Raw genomic sequence first — 22,982 nt, 5'->3', positions numbered from 1 at the left:
ACCCAGCAGGGTTATTTTGCTGCCGCATCGCGGCGGCAAAATAACTTCTTCGGGTTCTCAAAGTGCAAGGTGCAAGATGTGAGGTATTTCAATGCCCTTAACCAACGACTTAAACCAAGACAAGCCCGCTAAATATGACAAATTTCAGTGTATTCACAATCGCCGCAAAAAGGCGTGCTAATTTTCCAGTATTTAGCGTTTAAGATCCCCCTTATTCTTTGGCAGTCCCCATGTTTTTCAACTTCATTCAATTGGTGCGATCGCATCTGCGATCGCACGTTGCATTAGGTGCGATCGCATCTCTAACCGTAGTCCTCATCGTCAGCCTGATCTGGAATCTTCATCTGCAAGCGACTGGAACTCACGTGCCGATTGTTCAGGCTACAGATAGCCCCGATTTTGTATGGCAACCCGCAGACGGCAGTTGGCAGCCTGTCCCAGCTCACCGGGAGGACGTAGGTAAAGTCAAAGTTGTTTGGCTTCAGGGAACTCCCTATGAAATGGGCTACCAGCATGGTTCCCTGCTGCATGACGAAATTGCGGAACTTGGCCCAGAAGTAATTAGCGCAATTAACTTTGCGGGCACTGGCTTTGGCTTAGGGCGCTTAGCCGCTTACCGTTCGTTTCCGGGCATCGTGGAAGAGTGCCAGGGTTTGGTCGATGCAACTGAAGACTTGGGCTTGACGATGGCAGGCTGTATGACCCTTTCCTTTGGGGATGTCTATCAAGAGTATTTCACTCATCTATTGCCGGAAATCCTCTTCAATGACGGCTGCGCCCACTTCATTGCGATGGGGGATGCCACTGTGGATGGTGGGTTCTATCACGGCTGGACAATTGACAATAACTCCAAGCCAATTGCCTACTGGGTTGATAATCCAGTGCTGTTTATTCGGCAGCCCAGTGATGGCATTCCCCATGCGTTTATTGCCCTGCCGGGGGTGACTTGGCCCAACGGCGTCATGAATGCCGAGGGCATTATTATCTCAAACAACACGGCGCACCCTGGAACCCTTGAAGAACTGTCTCTGGACGGCACCAGCAACGTGCAGCTGATGGGGCAGGTGGCAAAGTATGCTCGCAGCTTTGACGATGTCAAAACGATTTTGGCAGGTTACGAGCATATGCGGGCGAATTTAATTATCGTCTCCGATGTGAAGTCCAAACGAGCAGGCGTTTTCGAACTGCTGGGGCGTGAGGTTGGCCTGCGGGAGATTCAGGACAAGGGCACCATCTACATGACCAATCACTTCCTGGCACCGGAAACAGTCGGTCGGGATCAGTCCAGTGAGTCAAGTTTCGTCCGCTACGAACGGTTTGAGCAGCTGCTAGAACCCGACACGCCGGACTCGCTGTACGGTAAATTGAATCCTCAAGCGATGGTCAAGATACTGCGCGATCGCACAAATGCCCGCACGAAGGAAGTCAGTCCTCTCGATGTGTTTGATGATGATGCCAGTATTGGCGGCAACGGTTCACAGCGTCAGGTGGTATTTGACCCGGCTAATCTGCGGGTTTGGATTGCCAATGGTGATGTGCCCATACCGGAAAATCCGTTTACCTGTTTCGCAGTAGGTGAACTGATGAATTTACCCAATGCTGTTTCTTGTGGTGATTTGCCTGTACTCGACTAGGTCATTTTTAGGATCAAGTCTGTATAAGAACCCAATTTAGATGATTAGCCAAGTCCCATAGTCCCCTCACCATTTGGAGCTTGTCCAACCATGCCATTCAACTTTTTATCTACAGTTATTCAGCGTTTGCGAACCGTAATCCAATCCATCCGGCAATCCCTTCGTAAAAGACTACGGTTAGCGTTGATTAGCCTACTGATCAGCATTGGTATCGTCAGCTTGGGGCTGCAAACGAAAGCAAGTGCGGCTCAAACGGTTGTGCTAAAGTATCGAGATCTGAGAGTTTCCGTGCCAATTGAAGCTCTCAATGACCTACCAGCCGCCAGCCAAACATCCGAAGACTTGAGTGCTTTTTTAGAGCAAATACCATTGACGGTTGAAACAATCGATCGGTATCTCAAAGACGATATTCCCGATGTTGGTATTCCACTCAGCCCAGATCAGGCGCTATTCGTGGGCATCCAGCTAAATAAGACAATTGGTGATCCACTCGGGCGGGAGAATTTGCCCCAACTTGGCGAAGCACTGGCCAAATCGTTCCAGGACGATCAGGCGATTACGTTCTCAGAAATTGCCCAAAATTATCCTGATAATCAGGTGGGCATTGACCTGAGTAGCCTCCAACAGCTTCACAGCGATCTGCATGTTTTTATTACTAAGATCCAGCCTATCTTAGGCGCAGTGGACTACTTGCTGCCGGAACTGGTTTGCAATTGCGAATTGGAGTCACGGCTAACCCCGGTGCCGGAACTCTTGCTTCAGCAGCAAAATATCGCCAGCCGACCTCAAGCTGATTTGTTGCTAGCGACAGCAGTACAAACGGATTTCAGCACCTGTGTTTCCTCAGAACAGTGAGCCGCGACTGCGGCTAAATATGCCCATCTTAGAGATAGGTCAAGTCAGAAATTTGCCCAAGCGCTGAATACGTCTTTGAGCAATCCGACCCAAGATGATTCGATGACGGCTCCAGTGCGATCGCAACTTGTCCGCGCCGAACTGTTAAAGGCAAATGCTGATTATGCCGCGCAGTTTTCGCTGGTAGCCAATCCAGCACCGCCGCGCAGCACCGCCCCTGCACTAGGATTATCAACTGAGTCAGACATAATTGCCCAAACCGCTGAACCGATTGCCGAAAGCGTGATTTTCACCTTTGGGCCGCTGCGTCCGTCGTTCAAAATTGCCGATTTACAGGCATTTGCCGAAACGAGTGATCTGCCGCGCGGCTGGCGGTTCTATTTCAATGTCGCGAACATCGACGCCAAACAGTTCCACAAAGCGCTGGTTGAGGAGGTTGAGCTCGACACGGTGCAGCTCAGTAGCGTCTTCAACTCATTAATTGGTGAATATGTCTTGTTCCAGGCCAGCCGAGTGGTGCATACTCCCGCACAAACCGCCAATATTCAAGCGCTGCGCTCGGCCATCATCCTATCAGCGGCAGATGATAATAAGATTTCTCTGCTAGAACTGCTAACCCACTATCCCGCTTCCAACGTCATCGTTGAGGGATTGAACCTCGTTCGCTTTACGGGCAACCTCAAACACGACGGTATTGTCAATACGACCACAGCAGGGCTGGAAAGTATGCTGCTGCAAATGCAGGCCAATGCAGCCGATCACGTCTGTGCCTGTGAAGAGTCATAGCGCTTTGTCACGAACTTGCAGATAGACGACTAACCACCGCTACTGGGCCACCTCCGGGTGGCCCTTGGTGTTCACTACCACCCGACACATAGACCATCGGATCTTGCACCTGAGCCGCGATCGCAGCTCCAACTACAGCACGAGCCATGCGCGTGTGGCTGATATCGGAGTCATCCAGCATCGTGTGGCGTCGGCCCAAGATATATCCTGTAGGATCAGCTTCTGCTTTGGCAAAGACGTTGACAATCCGATCGACGGGTTGACCTGTAGTTGCGATCGCATCTTTTAGCGCCGCTTGATCCAGCGCATGGCGCATTACCCCGTGGCCGACAATTAAATCACTGGTGGAATGGCTGGCATTGCCCAGCACAAAGATCTCGCAGTTCTGCAACTCTACCCCGGCAGAGGTTGAGGCCACGCTGGAGTAGAGGTCAAAGTTTTGCCCAATGCTGTCAGGTTGGAGCTGATTGAGCTGGATTTCCCCAAGAGCCACTGCGACCCCCAATGCTGAAGCAGCCCGCGAGTCGGCCATCGACTGGTAGCTACTGCGTTTGAGTCCGCCAACCGTCTGGGTTGCCTGGACTAGCGGGCATTTGATCTGCACGAAATGAACATTCTCTGAGGTTAAGCCTGCCTGCTCGATGGCTCGGTTCACGGCGGCGGCCACCACCTGCACCATCGTCAACGTGCCAATTTCCTCTGGTAGGAAGGGGCGAGTTTGGCTCGTACCCATAACTAATCCCCACCGCTGTGGCACCCCTGGCGGATCGTCTTGGCGAGTGAATACATTCACATGGGGACTGAGTACGCCTTCCGTTCCGCCGGACATAATAAAGACGATATTTTCTGTAGCTACCGCCCCGATCTGCTGTTCTAGAAAGCCTTTTAGCGTTTGAGTAGCAAAGCCGCGAGTAAAGTCATTGACGCAGCCGTTCCCTTCAGTTTTGCCCAGCACGGCTATGATATGCGCCGGATTAATGTGACCAGATTTAATGCGCTCTTTTAAACCTGCGAGATCATCGGGACTGTTCTGGGGAATCTTGTGGAGGTCAATACGCATAAGGTGGGTTTGTCAGACTGTAGATGTTCTCAAGTATAGCCAGTGTGATTCCTCTCAGAAATAAGTCCTTAAATGTAATCTTGTGGATTATTCGAGAGATAAGCCTAATATCCAGGATTGATTTCTATTTATATTTCCACTGAGAAATAAAGCAAAATTGATATTGACCAACAAAAATGCATATGCTTTGATGGAATCATGTAGACGAATATCTAAAGCTTAGGTGTTCGTCTCATGGGTACTACCTCTGTGCCTCAGACTAATGCATGTCCAGTGTGTTGATCTGGCATTGGTTTAAGCAAGAGAAATTTCTCAAATGAATGGCTGGCTCAGCACCTTGGATGTGCGCTGGTTTGAGGCTTGGAGGTAGTGCGCTTGAGACGTTTACTTTAAGTGCAAGAAATAATTTGTTGCTCAAGGAGCGCAGTTTTTGCATGCTTATTGATATTCCGATGCTAGTTCACTTAAACATTGGAATGGCGAAATATGAATCCGAAGCGGAGACAAGGTAAAAAGCAGCATCTTGCTCGTATATATGGGCTGTCTTGCTGGTGGTGTGAGATACATTTACCGCTCAAAAAATTGACACTGGATCATCTTGTACCTCGCAGTAAAGGTGGATCGAACTCTTTAGAAAATCTCCGTCTTTCCTGCCTAGAGTGCAATAGATCTAGAGGTGATAGTCTATATCCTCCTAAAAAATCAAAAGCAATTAGCAATTAAGCTGATAAGCTGAACAACCTCGATTGGTAGTGTTATAACCAACCATAAGGTAATTGAGGATGTAGCACTACCTATACAACAAATTGAAATAACAGGAACTGTGATGCACAAACTATTGAAATTTAATGATGAGAAGCTATTGCGCCATGCATTGACTCATCGCTCCTATGTTAATGAAAATCCTGAAGAAGCAGGTCATAATGAACGATTAGAGTTTCTTGGCGATGCTATTTTGAATTTCATTAGCGGTGAGTATTTATACAAAATTTATCCGGAGATGGAAGAAGATGAAATGACTCGCCGGAGATCAGCTCTTGTTGATGAAAAACAGCTGGCTCGATTTGCAACTGAAGTTGGACTAGATTTTAGAATGCGCCTAGGACAGGGTGCAATTAAAGAAGGTGGTTATCACAATCCCAACTTATTAAGTTGTACCTTTGAAGCTGTTGTAGGTGCCTATTATTTAGATCACGATAAAAATATTGAAGTGCTTCGTCCACTTATAGAGGAATTATTCAATTCCGTTCCTAAAAATGTTGTTATAGTACGTTCAGGCGTAGACTCTAAAAACAAATTTCAGGAACTTGCTCAAGCTAATGGCGCAACTTCTCCACCTAAATATGTAACGGAAAAAACAGGTGGTACAGATCATGAACCAGAATTCACGGCTAAAGTTTACGTAAATGAAAAACTTTGTGGTGAAGGTAAAGGCCGAAATAAGAAAGAAGCGGAAAAACAGGCTGCCGAAAATGCTCTAATAAATTTGAAAAAGCAAATATTTTAGATTAACAACAGGGTATATTCCTAGACTCTGTTGTAGGGTCTAGTTTCGCTTTTGTAAGTTGGCGTCGGGTATACAAGACTTAATAATTCCTCGGAATCGTTGGTTTCATTTCGTTCTACTCAACTTACAAAGGCTACAAAAACTATAGCTGTCGCCATGTTGTAATAAGCTGCTGTAAACGTCGATAGGCTTCCTTGGGCTGCATATCATCATCCACTAGGCCCCCATGCGGCCAAAAATTGCCGATGTCACTTAAATCCCACCAGCTCACGGCTTCAATGTGAGGTTTGCTGAAGCACAGCGTATAAAATTGCTCTACCCAGTCCGCCTGCACCAACTGACTCCAAGGGGCATGCCAGCGTCCGCCCGGTTTATGAATCAGAGCATCCATATCGTTTTCGGTTGCGGATGCCACACCTAGTTCCGTGACGTGGACTGGTTTGCCGAACTGACTAAAGCGATCCAGCATCCGGTCAATTTCAAACATATCCTGGTGAGGATAGTAAAGCTGAAGACCAATCACTTCAAAGGAAATGTCGGCAGCAAAGCAGTTTTGCACAAACTGATAGGGGCTGATCGCTGGAGTTTCTGACTCGGCCACTTCTTCGGCCCAAAGGCAGCAGTAGTTGACCACCCGAGTCGCATCAGGATTGCCCTGTTGAGTGGTGCGGCAGGCCAGATCGGTGATTTCCATGAGCTGATCGAGGGAATAACCCAGCTCATTCGCCCACGGCACATTGTTGGCCTCATTCATCACGTCGAAAGCCGCAATGCGACCCCGGTAGCGCTGCGTAATATCGAGAATGCGCGATCGCAACTTGTCCTGCATCTCACCAAAGGACGCATCCCGCATCCAGTCAGGAACTCCGGCCTGGTGGAACCACACCAGCGGATGGCCCTTGGCCACAATACCTGCTTGCTGTAGCCATGCGGTCATACTGTCAATCCGGGGGTAGTCCGGCTGTCCTGGTTCTGGCTCGAATGAGCGCCAGTAAAAGGGTACCGTCGCATAGTTGAAGATGTCGCGAAAGCGCTGATTATAAATTTCGCCGCCGCTGGGATAGCGAAAAAAGTTGCCGCCAAACAAAAAATCGGCACGTTGTCCCTGTTGGGCAATTCGCTGTTTGGCCCGTGCGATCGCAACCTCTTCACCAGCCCAAAGGCTGTCCAGCAGAGATTCCTGCCACCAGTGCAGTTGCTCACTGAGGTCGCTGGCCTGATTGCCCCGACCCAAAGCAACATCGGCCCGCTGAAGCCGCAGTAGCGTGGCGGCGGGTACGACGAAACCCTGCTGCTGCCACTGTTCAACTGTCTGGCGAACTCGGTACAGTCGCGTTTGAGCAAATGCCTGATTCAAATTCAGGGGGAAATCGGTCACATCGTAGCCTTGGCCCTGATTGTCCGCATACAGCGTGACATTGCCGAAGCCGTCAACTGGTAATCTCAAAGCAACTGCACACGGTAGCAGCGCAGGCGGTTGCGATCGCACTCGTCCCGTTTCCACCTGGCGCACCGGATGACGCTGGGGATTTTCCTGTAAATCTAGAAAATAAAGCCGCCCAAGCTGAGACTTATTGACGGGTTTGCCACCAAACTGCCATGCCTGCATCTCCAGCATCGGTTCGTTTTGGATAACGCTGGATTCCGAAGTCGTTTGAGCCACGCTCACCTGACTCAAACCGGCAACGCCTAAAGCCGCACCACCAGACAGTTGTACAAATCGGCGACGGTTAATCATCTTTATCAACTCACAGCCTGTATCAGAAGCGGATCTAAATTCAGCTAAAGAAAAACCCAAATAAAAACTGGTTTGATCAGCAGATTGTGTATGAAACGGTTATTCCACTGTGTCCCGCGAAAGGGCCGTTTCGGCTTCTAGCCTAGCAAGGCACAGGAGAGTAGTCTACCGATTACATTTGTGATCGAACGAGATCAACCCTGTGAGTTAATTGGCCAGGTGCAAGCTATACGGCCCAGCATACGATTAAGAATATGAGTAAGAATACGACGCAATCCCCAGGCGTGAGCTGTTGGCGTTGTTAAGTGTCTTATGGTTCTGTTGGAGCAAGGCAAAAATAGGGATTAATGAGGGGATAGCATACTTGCCGATCAGTAGTATTGCCGGAGCTTCTGAGGCAAATAGGCTGTTTTCGTCGCCTAGGGTAAATGCCAATGTCCTTTCGAAACGATCTTGAAGAACAAGAAAGGCAACAAACACTCCGTGACTACGACGTTTTAGATTCTGGTGCGGAACCTGAATTTGATGATCTCACCCGTTTGGCCGCCACCTTTTGTCAAACACCAATTGCGCTGATCAGCCTCTCGGATCAAACTCGTCAGTGGTTCAAGGCAAAAGTTGGGCTCAATCATTCGGAAATGCCCAGAGAAGCAACCTGCTGCCACCATGCCATTCGCTCGGATGAGCCACTGATTGTCGAAAATTTAGCAATTGATTCGCGATTTGCGTCCCAGTCACTCGTTGCAGAGAACCTGCCATTTCGTTTCTACGCAGGGATTCCACTGGTTGCACCCAATGGCTGTCGGATTGGCACCCTATGCGTGATGGACTATGTACCCCGGACAGTCACGGCTGAACAGATCGAAACGCTACAAATTCTCAGTCGTCAAATCGTCAGTCAGTTGGAATTGCGTAAGCGTGCGGCTATCCTAGCGCAGCAAGAAAAACGCCTTCATAACATTATTGAAAATCAGCCAGAGTGCCTCAAAATTATTAAACCTTATCGGAAATTGAGCCGATAGAATTGGTATTAGGAGCATCGACCCAGGTGAGCCAATGAGAATGACCTATGCCGAGTTGCGGACAAACCCCCGAACCTTGTGTAGCTTGACGGGACTGAGGGTGCAGGAGTTTGAGGCGTTGTTACCCAGCTTTGCTCAGGCATGGGAGAGCTTTGTGAAAGCCACCTTTGAGCGTGAGGGACGCAAACGGGGGATAGGAGCAGGTCGTAAAGCTCATTTGAGGGAGCTAGAAGATAAGTTGCTGTTCATCCTGGTGTACTTCCGCCTCTATCCGACACAGGAGGTTCAAGGCTTTCTCTTTGGGATGAGCCAAGCGCAGGCCAATGAATGGATTCATCGACTGACGGGAGTGCTCAACCAAGCATTAGGATATGAACAACAGTTACCCGAACGTGAACCCGCGAAACTGGAGGCGCTCTTGAGCGCCTGTCCCAGTTTAGAGTTCATCATCGATGGCACTGAACGTCGGATTAACCGACCAAAAGATAAAGCCGACCGCAAGAGGTATTACAGCGGCAAGCGCAAGGCCCACACCGTCAGGAATCTAGTTATCCAGGAGCGTGGGGGCAAGGTGCGCTATTTGAGTGACACCTATGAAGGCAAGAAACATGACAAAGCGATTGCCGATGAGGAGAACCTATCGTTTCCGGACGGGAGTACGCTCTGGCAGGATAGCGGGTTTCAAGGCTTTGCCCCAGACGGGGTGAGCCTTCAGCAACCGAAGAAGAAACCGCGCAACGGGTCGCTCACCGCGATTGAGAAGATGAACAACCGCAGTATTTCCAGCGTTCGCGTCGAAGTGGAGCACCACATTGGCGGCATCAAGCGGTGTCAAATTTTGGTGCATCCGTTTCGTAATTGGGTTGACCATTACATCGATGATGTGATGGAAACCGCCTGCGGATTGCACAATTTCCGCTTGACCCATCGGGCACAGCAACGGAGTTCTCTGAACCAAGCCGCTTAATGCCAAACAACCACGGGTGAAGTTGGTTCGCAGCGACTGCTCTCCTATTTCCGATAAAGTCTATTGATGCCAATGGCATTCTGCTAGATATGAATCCTGCTGGGTTAGCGTTAATTGAGGCAACCGATGCCAAAGAGGTGATTGGTGAATCAATTTATTGCTTAATCGCACCGGAAGATCGAGCTGCGTTTAAGGCATTGAATCAGCGGGTTTGTCAGGGTGAATCGGGCACGCTGGAGTTCGACATTATTACCTGTCGCGGAAATCGGCGATCTATGTCAACTCATGCGACGCCTTTGCCGATAATGCCTGAAGGGCGCTGGGCGCATTTGGCGATCACACGCGATGTGACGCAGCAAAAGCAAACAGAGGCGCGGTTGCAGCGATCGCTGCAAGAAGCATCGAATATTAAGTTTGCGCTGGATCAGTCTTCTATCGTCGCGATTACGGATGCAGCCGGACGGATCACCTACGTCAACGACAAATTCTGCGAAATTTCCCAGTATTCCCGAGCAGAGCTGATTGGGCAAACCCATCGCATCATTAATTCTGGGTATCATGCCAAAGCCTTTTTCCAGGACATGTGGCAAACCATTTCTAGTGGAAAAGTCTGGCACAACGAGATCAAAAATCGAGCAAAGGACGGCAGCTACTACTGGGTTGACATCACAATTGTGCCGTTTGTCGATGACCAAGGACAGCCAGTTCAGTATGTGGCAATTCGCCATGATATTACGGAGGCCAAGCAGATTCAGACCGCGTTAGCGGAGGCGCGGGAGTTTACAGATCACATTGTGACCACAGCACCGCTTTTGATTGCGAGCATTGCGCCGGACGGCACTACGAAATTTGCCAATCCGGCAACCTATGAAATAACTGGATACACAGCAGACGAGCTGCTGGGCCAAAACTGGCTGCAAATTTTGTATCCCGGTGATGACTATCGCCAGGTTGAGCAAATGTATCGGGACTTTGCTGAACAAGGGCAAGTCACGAACTACGAGATGACGATCACGACTCGGCAAGGGGAAAAGCGGGTGATTGCCTGGAGTTCGATCAATCATTTCAATAAGCAGGGTGAACTGTTTGAAATTACGGGCATTGGCGTTGATATCACCGAGCGGAAGCAGACTGAGGAATTCCGCCGCAAACAGCAAGAGCGGGAACAGATCGTCAATGCGATCGCACATCGAATTCGCCAGTCGCTAGATCTCACCGAAATCCTCGATACAACCGTGGCCGAAGTGCGCCAACTTCTCCAGGCCGATCGGGTTGTCACCTATCGCACCAATCCGGATGGCGCAGGCCAGATAATCACCGAATCAGTGGCAGCAGACTGCACCGCCATTCTGCCCCAGCCGCTACCGCCCGATATGTTTCCGCTAGAGTGTTACGAGATGTATCGCCAGGGTCGAGTGCGCTGTGTGACCGACGTTGAGCAGGATGAGATGTCGGAATGCCTGCGGGAAACGCTGCGGCACATTCAGGTGAAGTCAAAGCTAGTCGTGCCAATTTTGCATCAAGACAATTTGTGGGGGTTACTGGTTGTTCACCAGTGCCGCCATTCCCGTCAGTGGCAAACGTGGGAAAGCGAATTGCTCCAGCAGTTGGCCACTCAAGTTGCGATCGCAGTTCATCAGGCTGCCCTCTACCAGCAAGCCCAAATGGAGATCGCAGAACACAAGCTCACTCAAGCAGCACTGCGTCAGAGCGAATTACTATATCGGATTGTCGCCGACAACATGCGCGACTTGGTTTGCCTGCATCGCATGGACAACAGCTACAGCTACGTCAGTCCGTCTTGTCAAACCCTACTGGGATATAACCCACAGGAGCTCATTAATCAGCAACCCACAAAATTTTGTCATGCAGATGACTGGCCTACACTACAGCAAGCGATTCAACAGGCAACGGTCGGTGAGGAATCCGCCCCCGTTACCTACCATCGAATGCTCCACCAAAATGGTGACTACATTTGGCTCGAAACGCTGGTCAAACCCATTCTGGCCGCAGACCAGCAAGTTGTGGGCTATCAAACGACGGCGCGCGATGTAACGGAACGGGTCAAATTTCAAACTCAACTCCTGAATGACGCTCGCCACGACTCGTTAACAGGCTTACCCAACCGTAGTTTTTTACTGGAGCGGCTCGAACAAATCCTTGCCCAATCACCCACTCATCCCGACCAAGCGTTTGCGGTTCTTTTTTTAGACATTGATGAATTCAAGGTGATCAACGACAGCTTGGGCCATCCCGTTGGCGATCAACTGCTGTGTATGATTGCCCGCAAGCTGCAAAGCCTAGTGTCCGCCAATGATTTTCTAGCTCGCCTGGGAGGCGATGAGTTTGTCATTCTATCGACCTTTATCGACAACCAAAATCAGCCGTTGATCCTGGCTGAGCAAATCTCGCAAGTCTTTCAACAGCCCATCCTGGTTGAGGATTATGAACTGTTCGCAACCGTCAGCATTGGCATTGTGTATGGTCAGGACTCGTATCACAACCCTCAGAGTTTGCTGCGCGATGCCGACTTGGCCATGTATCAAGCCAAAGCAAACGGCAAGAACCACTACATGGTGTTTACGCCCTCCATGCACACGACTGTCCTCAAGCGGCTCCATTTGGAAACAGATTTACGTAAAGCCCTGGAAAACGGCGAGTTTTTCCTGCACTATCAGCCCATTGTGGCGATTGCATCTGGGGAATTGACGGGGTTTGAGGCGCTGCTGCGCTGGCAACATCCACTGCATGGTCTCATTTCACCCTCCGATTTTATTCCCGTCGCCGAGGATACAGGACTGATTGTGCCATTGGGCCTCTGGATTCTGGAAGCGGCCTGTCAGCAAATGATGAATTGGCGACGCCGACACAAAGCCGCCCATACTCTCAAAATCAGCATCAATGTATCGGTTCGGCAGCTCAAAATGCCCGCAGTGGTGCCGCAAATTCAAGATATTTTGGAGCGCACAGGTCTACCACCGAACTATGTCGCGCTGGAACTAACCGAAAGTTTATTAGTTGAAAGCTCACTCGATCTAATTGACAAGCTCAAGCAACTGCAAAATCTGGGCATTCAAATTAGCGTTGATGATTTTGGCACAGGCTACTCTTCACTAAGCTATCTGCACCGGATGCCTGTGAACAACTTGAAGATTGACAAGTCGTTTGTCAAGGATATTCATGACCCATTTCATCTGCAAATCACCAAGACCATCATCTCTCTCAGTCACCAGTTAGGACTCAATGCGATCGCAGAAGGCATTGAAACAAAGCAGCAGTTTGCCCAGCTCAAGCAACTGGGTTGCCACTTTGGACAGGGCTATTTATTTTCTAAACCGCTGAGCGCGGATGCAGTGGATACGCTTTTCGCTTGAGGATTGATGCCAATCTACTTACTCAGCCGATTGGTCTGAACTCAGGGAATGAGTCGCAACAGAATGATTGATCTGACGGGCGCGAGTGAGCTGATCCACCGCATCTCCCAGGGCACTGGTCAAACTTTTGCGGGTTTGAATATGTTCGTCCCGTTCTTTTTGGAGAGTTTGGCGTAAGCGATCGCAATCTTGCAGGGCTTCAATTAGACGCTGTTTGAGATCGGTATCGCTGAGATGAGCCAGGTTTTGTTCAATTTCCAGTTGCGATCGCGCCTGTCCATCGGTTTGGCTGTCTTGACTGCCGTTATGGTGACTGCCGTGATACTGGGCTAGCTCAGCCTGAAGCTGATCAATTTGCTGCTGCTTCAGTGCTGTATCCGTGCGGCGCTGCTTAGCTTCCGTTTCATAAAGCTGTCGCCAATTGGCTGCACTTTTTAAGGATTCATCCCGTTCTTGACGAGCAGTCGCTAACTGATTTTGCAACAGCCTAATTTCTGCCAGCCACTGGGCTACCCCATGCTGCATTGACGATTGCTGTTGTCGCTCATTCATGACCCAAACCTCAGAATAGGATTGATTTCAGCGCTGGAGGAATCGGCAAAACAATCAAAACTAAAATCGTCAGTGCCAGTAGTCCCAAAAAGTCGCGCTGATCATTTAGCTCACTCACATCATTCAAGGCTGGTTCATCCACAGCCGGAATCAAAAAGAGCAAAATTGCCCATAGGAAAAACTCACGCTGGACAAACGATAAACCCAGCATCAAAAAGCGAGCCGTCTGACCAATTCTAGCGCCAACTTTTTGACCAAACATCGCGTGAACAATGTGACCACCGTCTAACTGACCGACGGGCATCAAATTGAGTGCTGTGACGACTAGGCCCAAACAGGCGGCTATGGCAACCGGATGTAAATAAATCGCTTGCTCAGCCGTGATTGCGCTGCCGAGAGCCAGTTTAGTCAGTACACCGATGAGTAGCGAGTTACCGGGATTAAATGCTTCAAAATTTAGCAAACTGGCCTCATCTGACATTGGCACTACTTCGGAATGGGCGAGTCCCCAGAACAGCAGCGGCAGCGTGGCAATGAAGCCTGAGAGAGGCCCTGCCAGGCCAACGTCAAATAATGATTTACGGTTGGGAATTGGCGATCGCATTTGAATAAATGCGCCAAACGTGCCTAAGAAAAACGGAAACGGAATGAAATAGGGCAGTGTGGCTTGAATGCGGTAGTAGCGAGCCGCCAGATAATGCCCCATCTCGTGAATGCCGAGAATCGTCATCAGGGCCAGTGCATAGGGAATGCCCTGCTGAATTAAGCCTGGATTATCCTGAAATTCGGCAGGAGTAAAACCTGCAATCTGCATGCCTGCCCAGGCGGTTGTAATCAAAGTGATCGCCAGCAAACCCAGAGCTAGACCGGGACGAGTTAAGGTTTGCTGCTGTTTAGCCGACTTGGACTGGCTTTGGGGATTGGGAACCAGCGCAAAAAAGGGTTTGCGGTTATTGCCTTCTTGAAACACCACCAAAAAGCGATCGCCAAATTTTGCCTCGATATTCTCGCGAATCGTGCGATAGGCAATTTCAGGCGACGATCGGAGCTGTCCCCGGCAGATCACGGCTTGAGGCCGATACTCTAAGTTTTGCAGGTAATAGACCGTCCAAGGAAAACAGTGGCGCAGGCTCGCTTCTTCTTCTCGATTGATTGGTTTAACTTTGGGCCGTTTTTCCGCCAGCTTCTCAGCAATTTCTCGCTGCTGCTGCTCCTGAAACTGGCGAATTTGTTCCGGCGAGACTCGCCCCAGTTGGATCAAAAACCAGAACAGGGTCGGACAGAGAATCAGCAGGCCCAGCAACAGCGGCAGTGGAAAGGATTGCTGATTGTCGCCATTTGCGATCGCCCAACCCATTAGCACCAACGCAGGCATCATCATCACCAGCCACAGCAACCAGATAGGAGTCCGGGTTAGCTGCGAAAAGCTGCGCCAAACAATCACGTAGGCGTATATTCCGAGTAAGAGCAGCAATATTAAAAAAATCATGACTTAAACCTTAGGCACTCTCGGAAAATAGCAACTACATGCTCCCGTATGGGGCTGGACGAACGAAACGCTAGGGGACAAACTGGCACAAATGAAATTAATTTTGGGCTTCATACAGGCTGATAGTGTGGCAGCTTCTCTTTTATTTTGACGTATGTCTTCTAATCAGACGTAATCTATAAGCTGTTCTATAGACTGTTGTGTTGTTGAATACAGTTTGGATAAGTCACCGAATAGCTACGTTCTACTTGTAAAAGTTCTACTTATAGAAGATTTAGATAAGACTTTATTTTAGATAAGGCGTTCGATGAATTAGATGTCACTGCAAAATGCTCACATTTTAATCAAAAACAGCGCACTTTCTCGTTATCCGTCACTTAGCTTGCTTTTTGCTTAACGTTGTCACACTAGCTGCTCCTCGCTTTAGCATTAATGCCGCACTCATTCAAAATCACATCCAACCTACATTAACTGAGCCAAACCTGGAGGCAAAACCTGACTGTATACTGATACAGAATCCGCTTGTGAAACCTAACCTGTGTGCAACATGCGCGTCATCTACGCATTGCACACTAAACATTGGGTTTTTCAACTGGATGTTCCATACGAGTTATCAAGGTCGCTTGTGTCCGTCACCCCATCCTCAACTTCCGCATCAGCTAAAGGAAAACTGCCGCGCCCAATTTTTGAATTGGTTTATTCTTTTCCACCCAATCGCGACACGATGGGAGGAACCGCCTATCTTATTTTAGGCAATACTGGCAATGTCTTGATTGACTGTCCGGCTGAGAATGAGCAGATATGGGAATTCTTGCACAATCAGGGGGGAGTGCGCTGGCTGGTTCTCACCCATCGGGGCGGACATGGCAAGGTGGCGGCTCTGCAACAAGCCTTCCAGTGCGAAATTGTGGTGCAAGAGCAAGAGGCTTACCTTCTGCCGGGATTGACTGTTACAAGCTTTGAGCAAGAATTTCCGGTGACGGATACCGTCCGCGTTTTTTGGACACCCGGACATTCACCCGGTTCAGCCTGCGTCTTTTATAACCGTTACGGCGGCATTCTATTCACCGGACGGCATCTGCTGCCCAATCGTAAAGGTGCTCCAGAACCCCTGCGCATCGCCAAAACCTTTCACTGGCCGCGCCAGCTTCAGCAGGTTGAGCGGATTCTCAACGAGTTTTCGTCTGAAACCTTGCAGTGGATTTGTCCCGGTGCCAATACCGGATTCCTGCGCGGCGAAGCTGCGATCGCAGATGCCTACACTCAGCTTGCCCAACTCGACCTGAAGCAACTCCGCACCCAAACACCCTTACTGTAGGGATTTGAGAATTTATGATACTAAGTAATCCCGCAACAGTCCCGTCAGTTTACTCTCCACCTCACGCGGATAAATGAGCCACGTGCGATGAATCGGCTGGGCCAGCGTATGGACAATCTTAGACAGCAGACTCAGCTCCTGTAGCCCACTCGGAGTCTGCACCTTAATCCCGTGGTGATACAGCGTGTAGCCCCGACTGAGAGACTGCTGTAGTCCAGCGTAGTACTTAGCCGACCAGCCTCGCTGCTCTAGTTCGCGGTAAACCTGCTGGAGCAGTGCCGTCTGATCCGCCAGTGAGCGATGGGTAATGTCCTTGGCCTTCAACAAATCTCGGTCTTGATAGCGCCGACAGAGATCGGACAAGACCGGATCGGCATGCTGCTGCCAGCGGTGCAGATGGTAGAGCAACACCATGTCATCGGCAGCTAAATAGTGTTTGAGGCTCAGCGACTGCTGGGGCTGCTGCATCCAGGCCCGCATCGTTTCGTCGGCGTCCAACTGGCCAGACTGGAGTTGAGATCGCGCCCGATTAAACAACTGGCAAAGCATCCAAGTTGCTGCAATGTTTTTGGGATGGCTATAGACCTGGGCGTACATAAAGTGCCGCACCATCAGGTAGTGCTCAATTGCAGCAAGTCCCTTCTGGGCAACCGCCAGCTGCTGGCTCACCGGGTCATAGCGCATCGCCATCAGGATGCGGTCTAGATCAAGCTGACCGTAGGCTGCTCCGGTAAAGTAGCTATCGCGCATGAGATAGTCCAAGCGATCGCAGTCCAACTGGCTCGACACCAGTTGCCAGACCAGCGGCACAGAATGCTGATGCTGGTAAACCTGGAGAATGGATTCCAGTAGGCCAAGGGAAAACTGGTCGAGCAGCTGGCGCACGGGCGGCGAATACTGCAAAATCTGCGCTGTCCAGTGTTCATGTTCCGTACTAAACACATCTTCAGCCGTGTGACTAAACGGCCCGTGCCCCACGTCATGCAGCAGTGCCGCACAGAGAACGGTGGCGCGATGGGGTTTGAGAGACGGATAGCGTTCAACAATGCCGTCAAATGCACGACGCGCCACGGCCATCACTCCCAGGGAATGAGTAAACCGTGACGCTTCAGCTCCGTGAAAGGTAAAACTGGCTGGCCCCAACTGGCGAATGCGCCGCAGCCGCTGAAAGGCAGGTGTATCAATCAGTTGAATGATCAGCGCTTCGGTGGGGTCACTACCATCCAGTGCGATCGCACCATGTAACGGGTCGTGATAGGTGCGGCTCTGGATGGGTTTCATTAGCGTGACGCTGGCTCCGCAGCAACGAGAGATTTTTCCGTTAACAGGTCAACAGCGGCCTGATACTGCGGATCGTCTGCTGTGGCAAATTGAGCGCGACTGATCAGCTCAGACGACACAGTATGATCCGGCGTGATGCCTAACTTATTGATATCGCGATGACTAGGTGTTTCATACTTGGCAATCGTTACCGCTAAACCCGCCCCATCGGAAAGGTCGAACAGCGACTGGATTAGACCTTTCCCAAATGTCGTTTCACCAACCAGTTCCGCTCGCCCGTTATCCTGTAGTGCTCCAGCCAGAATCTCACTGGCGCTGGCGGTGCCACCGTTGACCAGCACAACCAGCGGCGCATGGGTTGCCGCCTGACCAGCTGCCTGAAAACTGCCCATCATGCCCTGACGATTCACGGTGTACACAATTGGCGCATCATCCAGCCAGAGCTGAGCAATTTCAACCCCCGCCTGGAGCAACCCGCCTGGATTATTGCGTAAGTCCAAGATGTAGGATTCTGCCCCTCGTTTTTCCAAATCAGACAGCGCACTGGCCATTTCCGATGCCGCATTGCCGTTGAACTGATTCAGGCGAATGTAGCCAATCTTGCTGCCGTCCGACTGCGATCGCAAATCAGCGTAAACCGGATTCAGCACAATATGATCGCGCTTGAGATTGACATCAAACGGAGCCTGCTCGTTTCGCTCCACCGTCAGCGTCACAATCGTGCCAACCTGCCCCCGCATCCGATCCGCCGCTTCATCTAACGTCAAGTTGCGGGTTGGAAAGCCATTGATTTGAGTAATGCGATCGCGGGGTTGAATCCCCGCATCCTCGGCGGGCGACCCCTCAATCGGCGCAATCACCCGCAAATAGCCCTCATCATCCTGGGCAATTTGCAACCCAACCCCCGTCAGTTCTCCCGACGTATTCGTTTGCAGCGTCCGGTACTGCTTGGGCTTGAGCAGACGCGTATAGGGGTCATTCAGCATCGCCAGCATGTCCTGAATCACCCCATAAGCCTCTTCGCGATCGCGCATTGACTTGCGTAACATCCGCTGGCGCACAAACCACCAGTTCTGACCGTTGAATGTTTCGTCTAAATAAGCCCGATTCACAATCCGCCAGACCTCAGACACTAGCTTTTGCTCATCTGTAAAGGCCAAAGCTGACGGCGTTGCCCATCCCCACGAACAGAGCGCAACAAGGAATATTAAAAGTCCGGTACGAAGCAGTTTCCTAATCATGCTGACGATCTTAACCTGTTTAATTCTCTTCCCAAACAGCCCAGATGCAATGGACAAGCTACCGCTGAAGGCGGAAACAAGACCATGCAGCGCTCAAACTGTTAAGTAGTGTTAACAAATGAGTGCGTTTATGAGAAAAATTAGATTCCTTAATTTTGCTTAAAATCCTCACAAACGTCTACTCCGTCACGAGTTTGAGCAGTTTGTCAAGGTTGCTGGAGCACTATATTGACGGGTTTTGAGCAGTCATGTCTTTACATAAGCGGAGTGCAAATAAGCTAGTGCAACGCTGATATGCCTTGATACAAGCCGCGTAAATCAAGGACTGACTTCGCATTCATTTAGCGTTGAGCTATGTTACATTTTTACTGAACAGCAATGATTTCTTCGGAACGCTCGCTTCATGTTTACAAAGCAGGTTACAGATTCAAAACCCTATCAGTGGTTTCAGGAACGCCTAGAGATTCAGGCCATTGCGGATGATATCTCTAGCAAATACGTTCCTCCCCACGTCAATATTTTTTACTGCTTGGGTGGAATTACGCTAACGTGTTTTCTCATCCAATTTGCAACGGGCTTCGCTATGACGTTCTACTATAAGCCGACCGTCACCGAAGCATTTTCTTCTGTCCAATATCTGATGACCGACGTTAACTTCGGTTGGCTCATTCGCTCCATTCACCGCTGGTCAGCCAGCATGATGGTGCTGATGATGATCCTGCACGTTTTCCGCGTTTACTTGACGGGTGGTTTCAAGAAGCCCCGTGAGTTGACCTGGATTACTGGCGTCATCCTGGCTGTCATCACGGTTTCTTTTGGCGTGACTGGATACTCCTTGCCTTGGGATCAAGTTGGTTACTGGGCGGTCAAGATCGTATCTGGTGTACCTGAGGCGATTCCATTTGTGGGTTCGTTCATGGTTGAACTGCTGCGTGGTGGTGTCAGCGTCGGACAGCCGACTTTAACCCGCTTCTACAGCCTGCATACATTTGTATTGCCCTGGCTGATCGCAGTCTTTATGCTGCTTCACTTCTTGATGATCCGTAAGCAAGGCATCTCCGGTCCCTTGTAAAGTGCGGTTACCAGCGAGCAGATTCCTGTTGAGAGATCTGTACGCTTTAAGAAACGAATCAGCTTATGAAGCGCGTTTATTTCGTCCTACTGGTCTTTAAGGAGAACACCGAATAAGCTATGGCAACTTTGAAAAAGCCGAATTTAGCTGATCCGAAACTACGCGAAAAGCTAAAGCGTGGTATGGGTCACAACTACTACGGTGAGCCAGCTTGGCCCAACGATTTGTTGTACGTGTTCCCAGTTGTTATTCTGGGTACGATTGCTTGTGTTACAGCCTTAGCTGTACTTGATCCTGCAATGGTGGGCGAGCCAGCTAACCCGTTTGCAACACCGCTAGAGATTTTGCCAGAGTGGTATCTCTATCCCGCTTTCCAAATTCTGCGGATTGTTCCTAACAAGCTGCTGGGAATTGCGTTGCAAACTGCAATTCCTCTAGGTTTGATGCTTGTACCATTCATTGAGAATGTCAACAAGTTCCAAAATCCATTCCGTCGTCCAGTTGCGACCACCGTATTCATGTTTGGTACGTTGGTAACACTGTGGCTCGGAATTGGCGCAACATTCCCCATTAGAGAGTCTCTGACCCTGGGTTTGTTCTAAGTAGTCATCATATTAAACTTCCGAAAAAAGCGAGGGGAATGGGTCTTTGAGGCGCGCTCCCCTCGCTTTTTTAGTGTGTTTGCCGCACGATAGCCAGACTCCTATACAAGTCATTGCACAGCACAGCTCAAACAATCTGTGCTCTAACCTAAAATCCACGAAATAGGGTGGAGCTATGCCTACCACGCCTTAAAACTCAGACAGTGAGACAACTACGCATCTCTTCAACGCTGAAAATGCACGGCTGAACATGAGCGATCGCAAAAGCGATAACTAGCCATACTGGTTCAGGCGTTGTTGTAGCATGGCTAAGCCGCGCTACAACACGTCCAGGTTCTAACCAGAGCTGATACAAGCTATGCAAAGAAAAAGGCACGCAGAGCGTGCCTTTTATAAAAAAAAATTGAGGAGTGCCAATCTAAAGAGAACTTATCCTTCGCTACCTGCGCCTGCTCCCGTTAACTGAGCAGCAATCTGTGGTGGCAGAATGACCTGATCAATGGCGTGAATTACACCATTGCTAGCTTCAATGTCTGGTTGAGTTACCATTGCTTCGTTGACCATAACACTGCTGCCATCAACCTGGAGGTTAACTGGAGAACCCTCAACGGTGCTAACTTCGCCAGGTTGGATTTCACTGGACGTGACTGCCTGCGGCACAACGTGGTAGGTCAAAATCTGACGGAGTAACTCTTGATTTTCTGGCAGTAGCAGTTGATCTAGCGTTCCTTCCGGCAGTTGATTGAAGGCTTCGTCCGTTGGGGCAAACACGGTATAGGAAGAACCATCTTGAGAGAGGGTTTCAGTCAGCCCAGCAGCCTCAATAGCCTGCGTTAAAGTATTGAATGATCCAGCACTAGATGCAACTTCAACAATCGAACCGTTGGCCGCGGCATCGGTCTCCATATCACTAGCTACCGGTTCTTCTGCTGTGTCTGTACCATCAACTGCGGCAGGATCTTCAGTTGTAGGAGCAGTCGTTACAGTATCCTGTTCAGTTGCACAAGCGGACACTGTAACTACGGTGCCGAGCGTTAAAATTCCGGCTAAGATTTTTTTGGTAACCGCTGTGGTTGCTAGTCGCTTCATAAAAAATGTCCTTAAACGATGTTTACGCTTCATATCTATCTGGTGAGCGCACTACTCATTCGGTATGACCGCAAATGAGCAACACAACATAAAACTTAACAATGCTATTCACCTATGGCGTTCGTCGAAAGGTAGATCTTGTGGCGATGTAAATGCATAACTGGGCCACAACCTATGTCTTTAGTTGTAGATCTGCTTCATCGTGGTTCAATTCCTGTTGGTCATACCGTTAGAACGCAGCTATACACAGGATTCAGTTGATTTAGGGTATTTGAATAATGGCTAAAACATTTGGACACCGCCTGCGTCAGCAAATAGCAGCTTCTTTTGCGATGTCGGATGAAGTATGGCAGCGGCACGCTAATCCTTGGAGTGTTTGGACGCGAAACACTGTTTTACCCCTATTGATTTTGGCTCTGTGGTCGCGGATATGGTTGGGAATATGGTCGATTTTCGCGATCGCAGCAGCATTATTCTGGATGTGGCTCAATCCTAGGCTGTTCGAGCGGCCTATATCGACGGATAACTGGGCTTCTAAAGCAGTGCTTGGGGAACGAGTGCTATTAAATCAAGACCAAGTTCCAATTCCGGCTCATCATCAACAAATGGCAACCATCCTCAATCTAGTGGCGGCGCTGGGCATCCCGTTTTTAGTCTGGGGCGTGGCGGCACTACAAATTTGGCCGACGCTGTTTGGCAGCGGCTTGATTTATGCTGGCAAGCTGTGGTTTCTCGACCGGATGGTGTGGCTTTATGAGGACATGAAAGAGGAAGCACTGGAGTATCAAAGCTGGCTGTATTAATCGCTGCTTAAGTTTAAGGCTGAATCAAAAAAGGCTGAAGGTTAACACTGCGAATTATCTTTGGCACTTCCGATGGCCGTTGCCTATGATGGACAAAATCGTTTGGCACGAAAAAACATGATTGGCAAATTGTTTGGTAAACAGCCTCCAGAACCATCAAAACCCGGTAAGCCTGATCAGTCGCAGAGTATCAGCGGCACAAGTATCACGGGCAGCATGGTGCAGATGGGGCAAGCGGGACGAGATTTGCAGCAGAACCAAACCGGAGATTTGCAAACGCAGCAAAGTATTACGAGTGCTGAAGTTGTGAGCTTACTGGACAAGTTGGAGGCGGAGATCAAAGGCGCAGCGATTAATGAAGCTGTACGAGATGAACTGTTAGATTATTTGCGTCCGGCCAAGCGGGAAGCAGCCAAGGAAAATCCGCAAAAAGAACTGGTGAAACAAACCCTGAAGCAGGTCAGTGAAACCCTGAAGACCTTGGAGGAAACCACCAAAGCAGGTAAAAGCCTCTGGCAAACTGGAGTAGAAATCTTTAAAGCCGTTGCCCCCTGGATTGGCGTTGCGGCAGCCTTTTTTGGGGTGTGAGCGA

General features: G+C 49.8%; 20 protein-coding genes. 13 read left to right on the top strand and 7 right to left on the bottom strand.

All coding sequences use genetic code 11. The features are described 5' to 3' along the window. Positions 1-230 precede the first annotated feature (230 nt). The 3 genes from AC286M_RS27735 (at position 231) to AC286M_RS27725 (ending at position 3,275) form a co-directional block, all read left to right on the top strand. Positions 231-1,634, top strand: a complete 1,404-nt coding sequence (locus AC286M_RS27735) for a C45 family autoproteolytic acyltransferase/hydrolase (protein WP_488207462.1) — start codon at positions 231-233, stop codon at positions 1,632-1,634. A gap of 90 nt (positions 1,635-1,724) precedes the next feature. Continuing rightward, positions 1,725-2,489 carry an alpha/beta hydrolase gene (locus AC286M_RS27730; protein WP_488207461.1) on the top strand — a complete coding sequence of 255 codons (765 nt, stop codon included), beginning with the start codon at positions 1,725-1,727 and terminating at the stop codon, positions 2,487-2,489. Positions 2,490-2,564: 75 nt separating this feature from the next. After that, entirely contained in the window at positions 2,565-3,275 is a 711-nt protein-coding gene (locus AC286M_RS27725; RefSeq protein WP_488207460.1) for an alpha/beta hydrolase, read from the top strand. Positions 3,276-3,282: 7 nt separating this feature from the next. Here AC286M_RS27725 and atzD read toward each other — a convergent pair whose 3' ends face one another. Continuing rightward, positions 3,283-4,335 (bottom strand): cyanuric acid amidohydrolase, encoded by a 1,053-nt coding sequence (gene atzD / locus AC286M_RS27720; protein WP_488207459.1) that lies wholly within the window; start codon positions 4,333-4,335, stop codon positions 3,283-3,285. A gap of 486 nt (positions 4,336-4,821) precedes the next feature. On the opposite strand from atzD, the gene AC286M_RS27715 reads away from it, so the two are divergent. Together AC286M_RS27715 and rnc are read left to right on the top strand one after the other, a co-directional pair. Continuing rightward, positions 4,822-5,058 (top strand): HNH endonuclease, encoded by a 237-nt coding sequence (locus AC286M_RS27715; RefSeq protein ID WP_488207458.1) that lies wholly within the window; start codon positions 4,822-4,824, stop codon positions 5,056-5,058. A gap of 103 nt (positions 5,059-5,161) precedes the next feature. Next, positions 5,162-5,842, top strand: a complete 681-nt coding sequence (gene rnc / locus AC286M_RS27710) for a ribonuclease III (protein ID WP_488207457.1) — start codon at positions 5,162-5,164, stop codon at positions 5,840-5,842. Positions 5,843-5,984: 142 nt separating this feature from the next. Here the strand turns inward: rnc and AC286M_RS27705 are convergent, their stop codons facing one another. Beyond that, positions 5,985-7,580: an endo-1,4-beta-xylanase gene (locus AC286M_RS27705; RefSeq protein WP_488207456.1), complete on the bottom strand. Its 1,596-nt coding sequence runs from the start codon at positions 7,578-7,580 to the stop codon at positions 5,985-5,987. A gap of 434 nt (positions 7,581-8,014) precedes the next feature. Between AC286M_RS27705 and AC286M_RS27700 the strand changes: the two genes are divergently transcribed. The 3 genes from AC286M_RS27700 to AC286M_RS27690 are packed head-to-tail and all read left to right on the top strand — an operon-like array spanning position 8,015 to position 12,943. Continuing rightward, positions 8,015-8,602, top strand: coding sequence for a GAF domain-containing protein (locus AC286M_RS27700; RefSeq protein ID WP_488207455.1), 588 nt, complete (start codon positions 8,015-8,017; stop codon positions 8,600-8,602). 34 nt (positions 8,603-8,636) lie between these two features. Continuing rightward, on the top strand, positions 8,637-9,569 hold the full coding sequence (locus AC286M_RS27695) for a transposase family protein (protein ID WP_488206180.1): 933 nt from the start codon (positions 8,637-8,639) through the stop codon (positions 9,567-9,569). Between the two features lie 53 nt (positions 9,570-9,622). Next, positions 9,623-12,943, top strand: coding sequence for a bifunctional diguanylate cyclase/phosphodiesterase (locus tag AC286M_RS27690; protein ID WP_488208869.1), 3,321 nt, complete (start codon positions 9,623-9,625; stop codon positions 12,941-12,943). A gap of 18 nt (positions 12,944-12,961) precedes the next feature. On the opposite strand, the gene AC286M_RS27685 is transcribed toward AC286M_RS27690, so the two are convergent. Both AC286M_RS27685 and AC286M_RS27680 read right to left on the bottom strand, forming a co-directional pair. Next, positions 12,962-13,495 (bottom strand): hypothetical protein, encoded by a 534-nt coding sequence (locus tag AC286M_RS27685; RefSeq protein ID WP_488207454.1) that lies wholly within the window; start codon positions 13,493-13,495, stop codon positions 12,962-12,964. 10 nt (positions 13,496-13,505) lie between these two features. Continuing rightward, positions 13,506-14,984, bottom strand: a complete 1,479-nt coding sequence (locus AC286M_RS27680) for a site-2 protease family protein (RefSeq protein WP_488207453.1) — start codon at positions 14,982-14,984, stop codon at positions 13,506-13,508. A gap of 625 nt (positions 14,985-15,609) precedes the next feature. On the opposite strand from AC286M_RS27680, the gene AC286M_RS27675 reads away from it, so the two are divergent. Further along, on the top strand, positions 15,610-16,302 hold the full coding sequence (locus tag AC286M_RS27675) for an MBL fold metallo-hydrolase (RefSeq protein ID WP_488207452.1): 693 nt from the start codon (positions 15,610-15,612) through the stop codon (positions 16,300-16,302). A gap of 12 nt (positions 16,303-16,314) precedes the next feature. Here AC286M_RS27675 and AC286M_RS27670 read toward each other — a convergent pair whose 3' ends face one another. Together AC286M_RS27670 and ctpA are read right to left on the bottom strand one after the other, a co-directional pair. Continuing rightward, positions 16,315-17,583 (bottom strand): HD domain-containing protein, encoded by a 1,269-nt coding sequence (locus AC286M_RS27670; protein ID WP_488207451.1) that lies wholly within the window; start codon positions 17,581-17,583, stop codon positions 16,315-16,317. Beyond that, the gene (gene ctpA, locus AC286M_RS27665) at positions 17,583-18,824 is read right to left on the bottom strand and encodes a carboxyl-terminal processing protease CtpA (protein WP_488207450.1); all 1,242 of its coding nucleotides are present in this window, start codon (positions 18,822-18,824) and stop codon (positions 17,583-17,585) included. Before ctpA ends, AC286M_RS27670 begins: the two co-directional genes overlap by 1 nt. A 403-nt stretch (positions 18,825-19,227) precedes the next feature. Here ctpA and petB point away from each other — a divergent pair, with 403 nt between their 5' ends. Together petB and petD are read left to right on the top strand one after the other, a co-directional pair. Then, positions 19,228-19,896 (top strand): cytochrome b6, encoded by a 669-nt coding sequence (gene petB, locus AC286M_RS27660; protein WP_488207449.1) that lies wholly within the window; start codon positions 19,228-19,230, stop codon positions 19,894-19,896. Positions 19,897-20,015: 119 nt separating this feature from the next. Continuing rightward, complete coding sequence (gene petD, locus AC286M_RS27655; protein WP_488207448.1) at positions 20,016-20,498, top strand: cytochrome b6-f complex subunit IV; 483 nt, start codon at positions 20,016-20,018, stop codon at positions 20,496-20,498. A gap of 429 nt (positions 20,499-20,927) precedes the next feature. Here petD and AC286M_RS27650 read toward each other — a convergent pair whose 3' ends face one another. Beyond that, a complete protein-coding gene (locus tag AC286M_RS27650) occupies positions 20,928-21,587 on the bottom strand; it encodes a fasciclin domain-containing protein (protein WP_488207447.1) in 660 nt (219 codons plus the stop codon). Between the two features lie 278 nt (positions 21,588-21,865). Here AC286M_RS27650 and AC286M_RS27645 point away from each other — a divergent pair, with 278 nt between their 5' ends. Together AC286M_RS27645 and AC286M_RS27640 are read left to right on the top strand one after the other, a co-directional pair. Then, positions 21,866-22,390, top strand: a complete 525-nt coding sequence (locus tag AC286M_RS27645) for a DUF6653 family protein (RefSeq protein ID WP_488207446.1) — start codon at positions 21,866-21,868, stop codon at positions 22,388-22,390. A gap of 60 nt (positions 22,391-22,450) precedes the next feature. Further along, on the top strand, positions 22,451-22,978 hold the full coding sequence (locus AC286M_RS27640; RefSeq protein WP_488207445.1) for a hypothetical protein: 528 nt from the start codon (positions 22,451-22,453) through the stop codon (positions 22,976-22,978). Positions 22,979-22,982: the final 4 nt, after the last annotated feature.

The organism is Thainema salinarum CENA647, from assembly GCF_057732415.1.
Note: the sequence above shows the minus strand (reverse complement) of the source record. Positions and strands in the feature narration are given on the sequence as shown.

Excerpts from the sequence above, each read along its gene's own strand:
- AC286M_RS27730 (WP_488207461.1), top strand. The coding sequence starts at position 1,725 with ATGCCATTCAACTTTTTATCTACAGTTATTCAGCGTTTGCGAACCGTA.
- AC286M_RS27715 (WP_488207458.1), top strand. The coding sequence starts at position 4,822 with ATGAATCCGAAGCGGAGACAAGGTAAAAAGCAGCATCTTGCTCGTATA.
- AC286M_RS27645 (WP_488207446.1), top strand. The coding sequence starts at position 21,866 with ATGGCTAAAACATTTGGACACCGCCTGCGTCAGCAAATAGCAGCTTCT.
- AC286M_RS27705 (WP_488207456.1), bottom strand. The coding sequence starts at position 7,580 with ATGATTAACCGTCGCCGATTTGTACAACTGTCTGGTGGTGCGGCTTTA.
- AC286M_RS27650 (WP_488207447.1), bottom strand. The coding sequence starts at position 21,587 with ATGAAGCGACTAGCAACCACAGCGGTTACCAAAAAAATCTTAGCCGGA.
- rnc (WP_488207457.1), top strand. The coding sequence starts at position 5,162 with ATGCACAAACTATTGAAATTTAATGATGAGAAGCTATTGCGCCATGCA.
- atzD (WP_488207459.1), bottom strand. The coding sequence starts at position 4,335 with ATGCGTATTGACCTCCACAAGATTCCCCAGAACAGTCCCGATGATCTC.
- AC286M_RS27695 (WP_488206180.1), top strand. The coding sequence starts at position 8,637 with ATGAGAATGACCTATGCCGAGTTGCGGACAAACCCCCGAACCTTGTGT.
- petD (WP_488207448.1), top strand. The coding sequence starts at position 20,016 with ATGGCAACTTTGAAAAAGCCGAATTTAGCTGATCCGAAACTACGCGAA.
- petB (WP_488207449.1), top strand. The coding sequence starts at position 19,228 with ATGTTTACAAAGCAGGTTACAGATTCAAAACCCTATCAGTGGTTTCAG.
- AC286M_RS27735 (WP_488207462.1), top strand. The coding sequence starts at position 231 with ATGTTTTTCAACTTCATTCAATTGGTGCGATCGCATCTGCGATCGCAC.
- ctpA (WP_488207450.1), bottom strand. The coding sequence starts at position 18,824 with ATGATTAGGAAACTGCTTCGTACCGGACTTTTAATATTCCTTGTTGCG.
- AC286M_RS27680 (WP_488207453.1), bottom strand. The coding sequence starts at position 14,984 with ATGATTTTTTTAATATTGCTGCTCTTACTCGGAATATACGCCTACGTG.
- AC286M_RS27685 (WP_488207454.1), bottom strand. The coding sequence starts at position 13,495 with ATGAATGAGCGACAACAGCAATCGTCAATGCAGCATGGGGTAGCCCAG.
- AC286M_RS27700 (WP_488207455.1), top strand. The coding sequence starts at position 8,015 with ATGTCCTTTCGAAACGATCTTGAAGAACAAGAAAGGCAACAAACACTC.
- AC286M_RS27670 (WP_488207451.1), bottom strand. The coding sequence starts at position 17,583 with ATGAAACCCATCCAGAGCCGCACCTATCACGACCCGTTACATGGTGCG.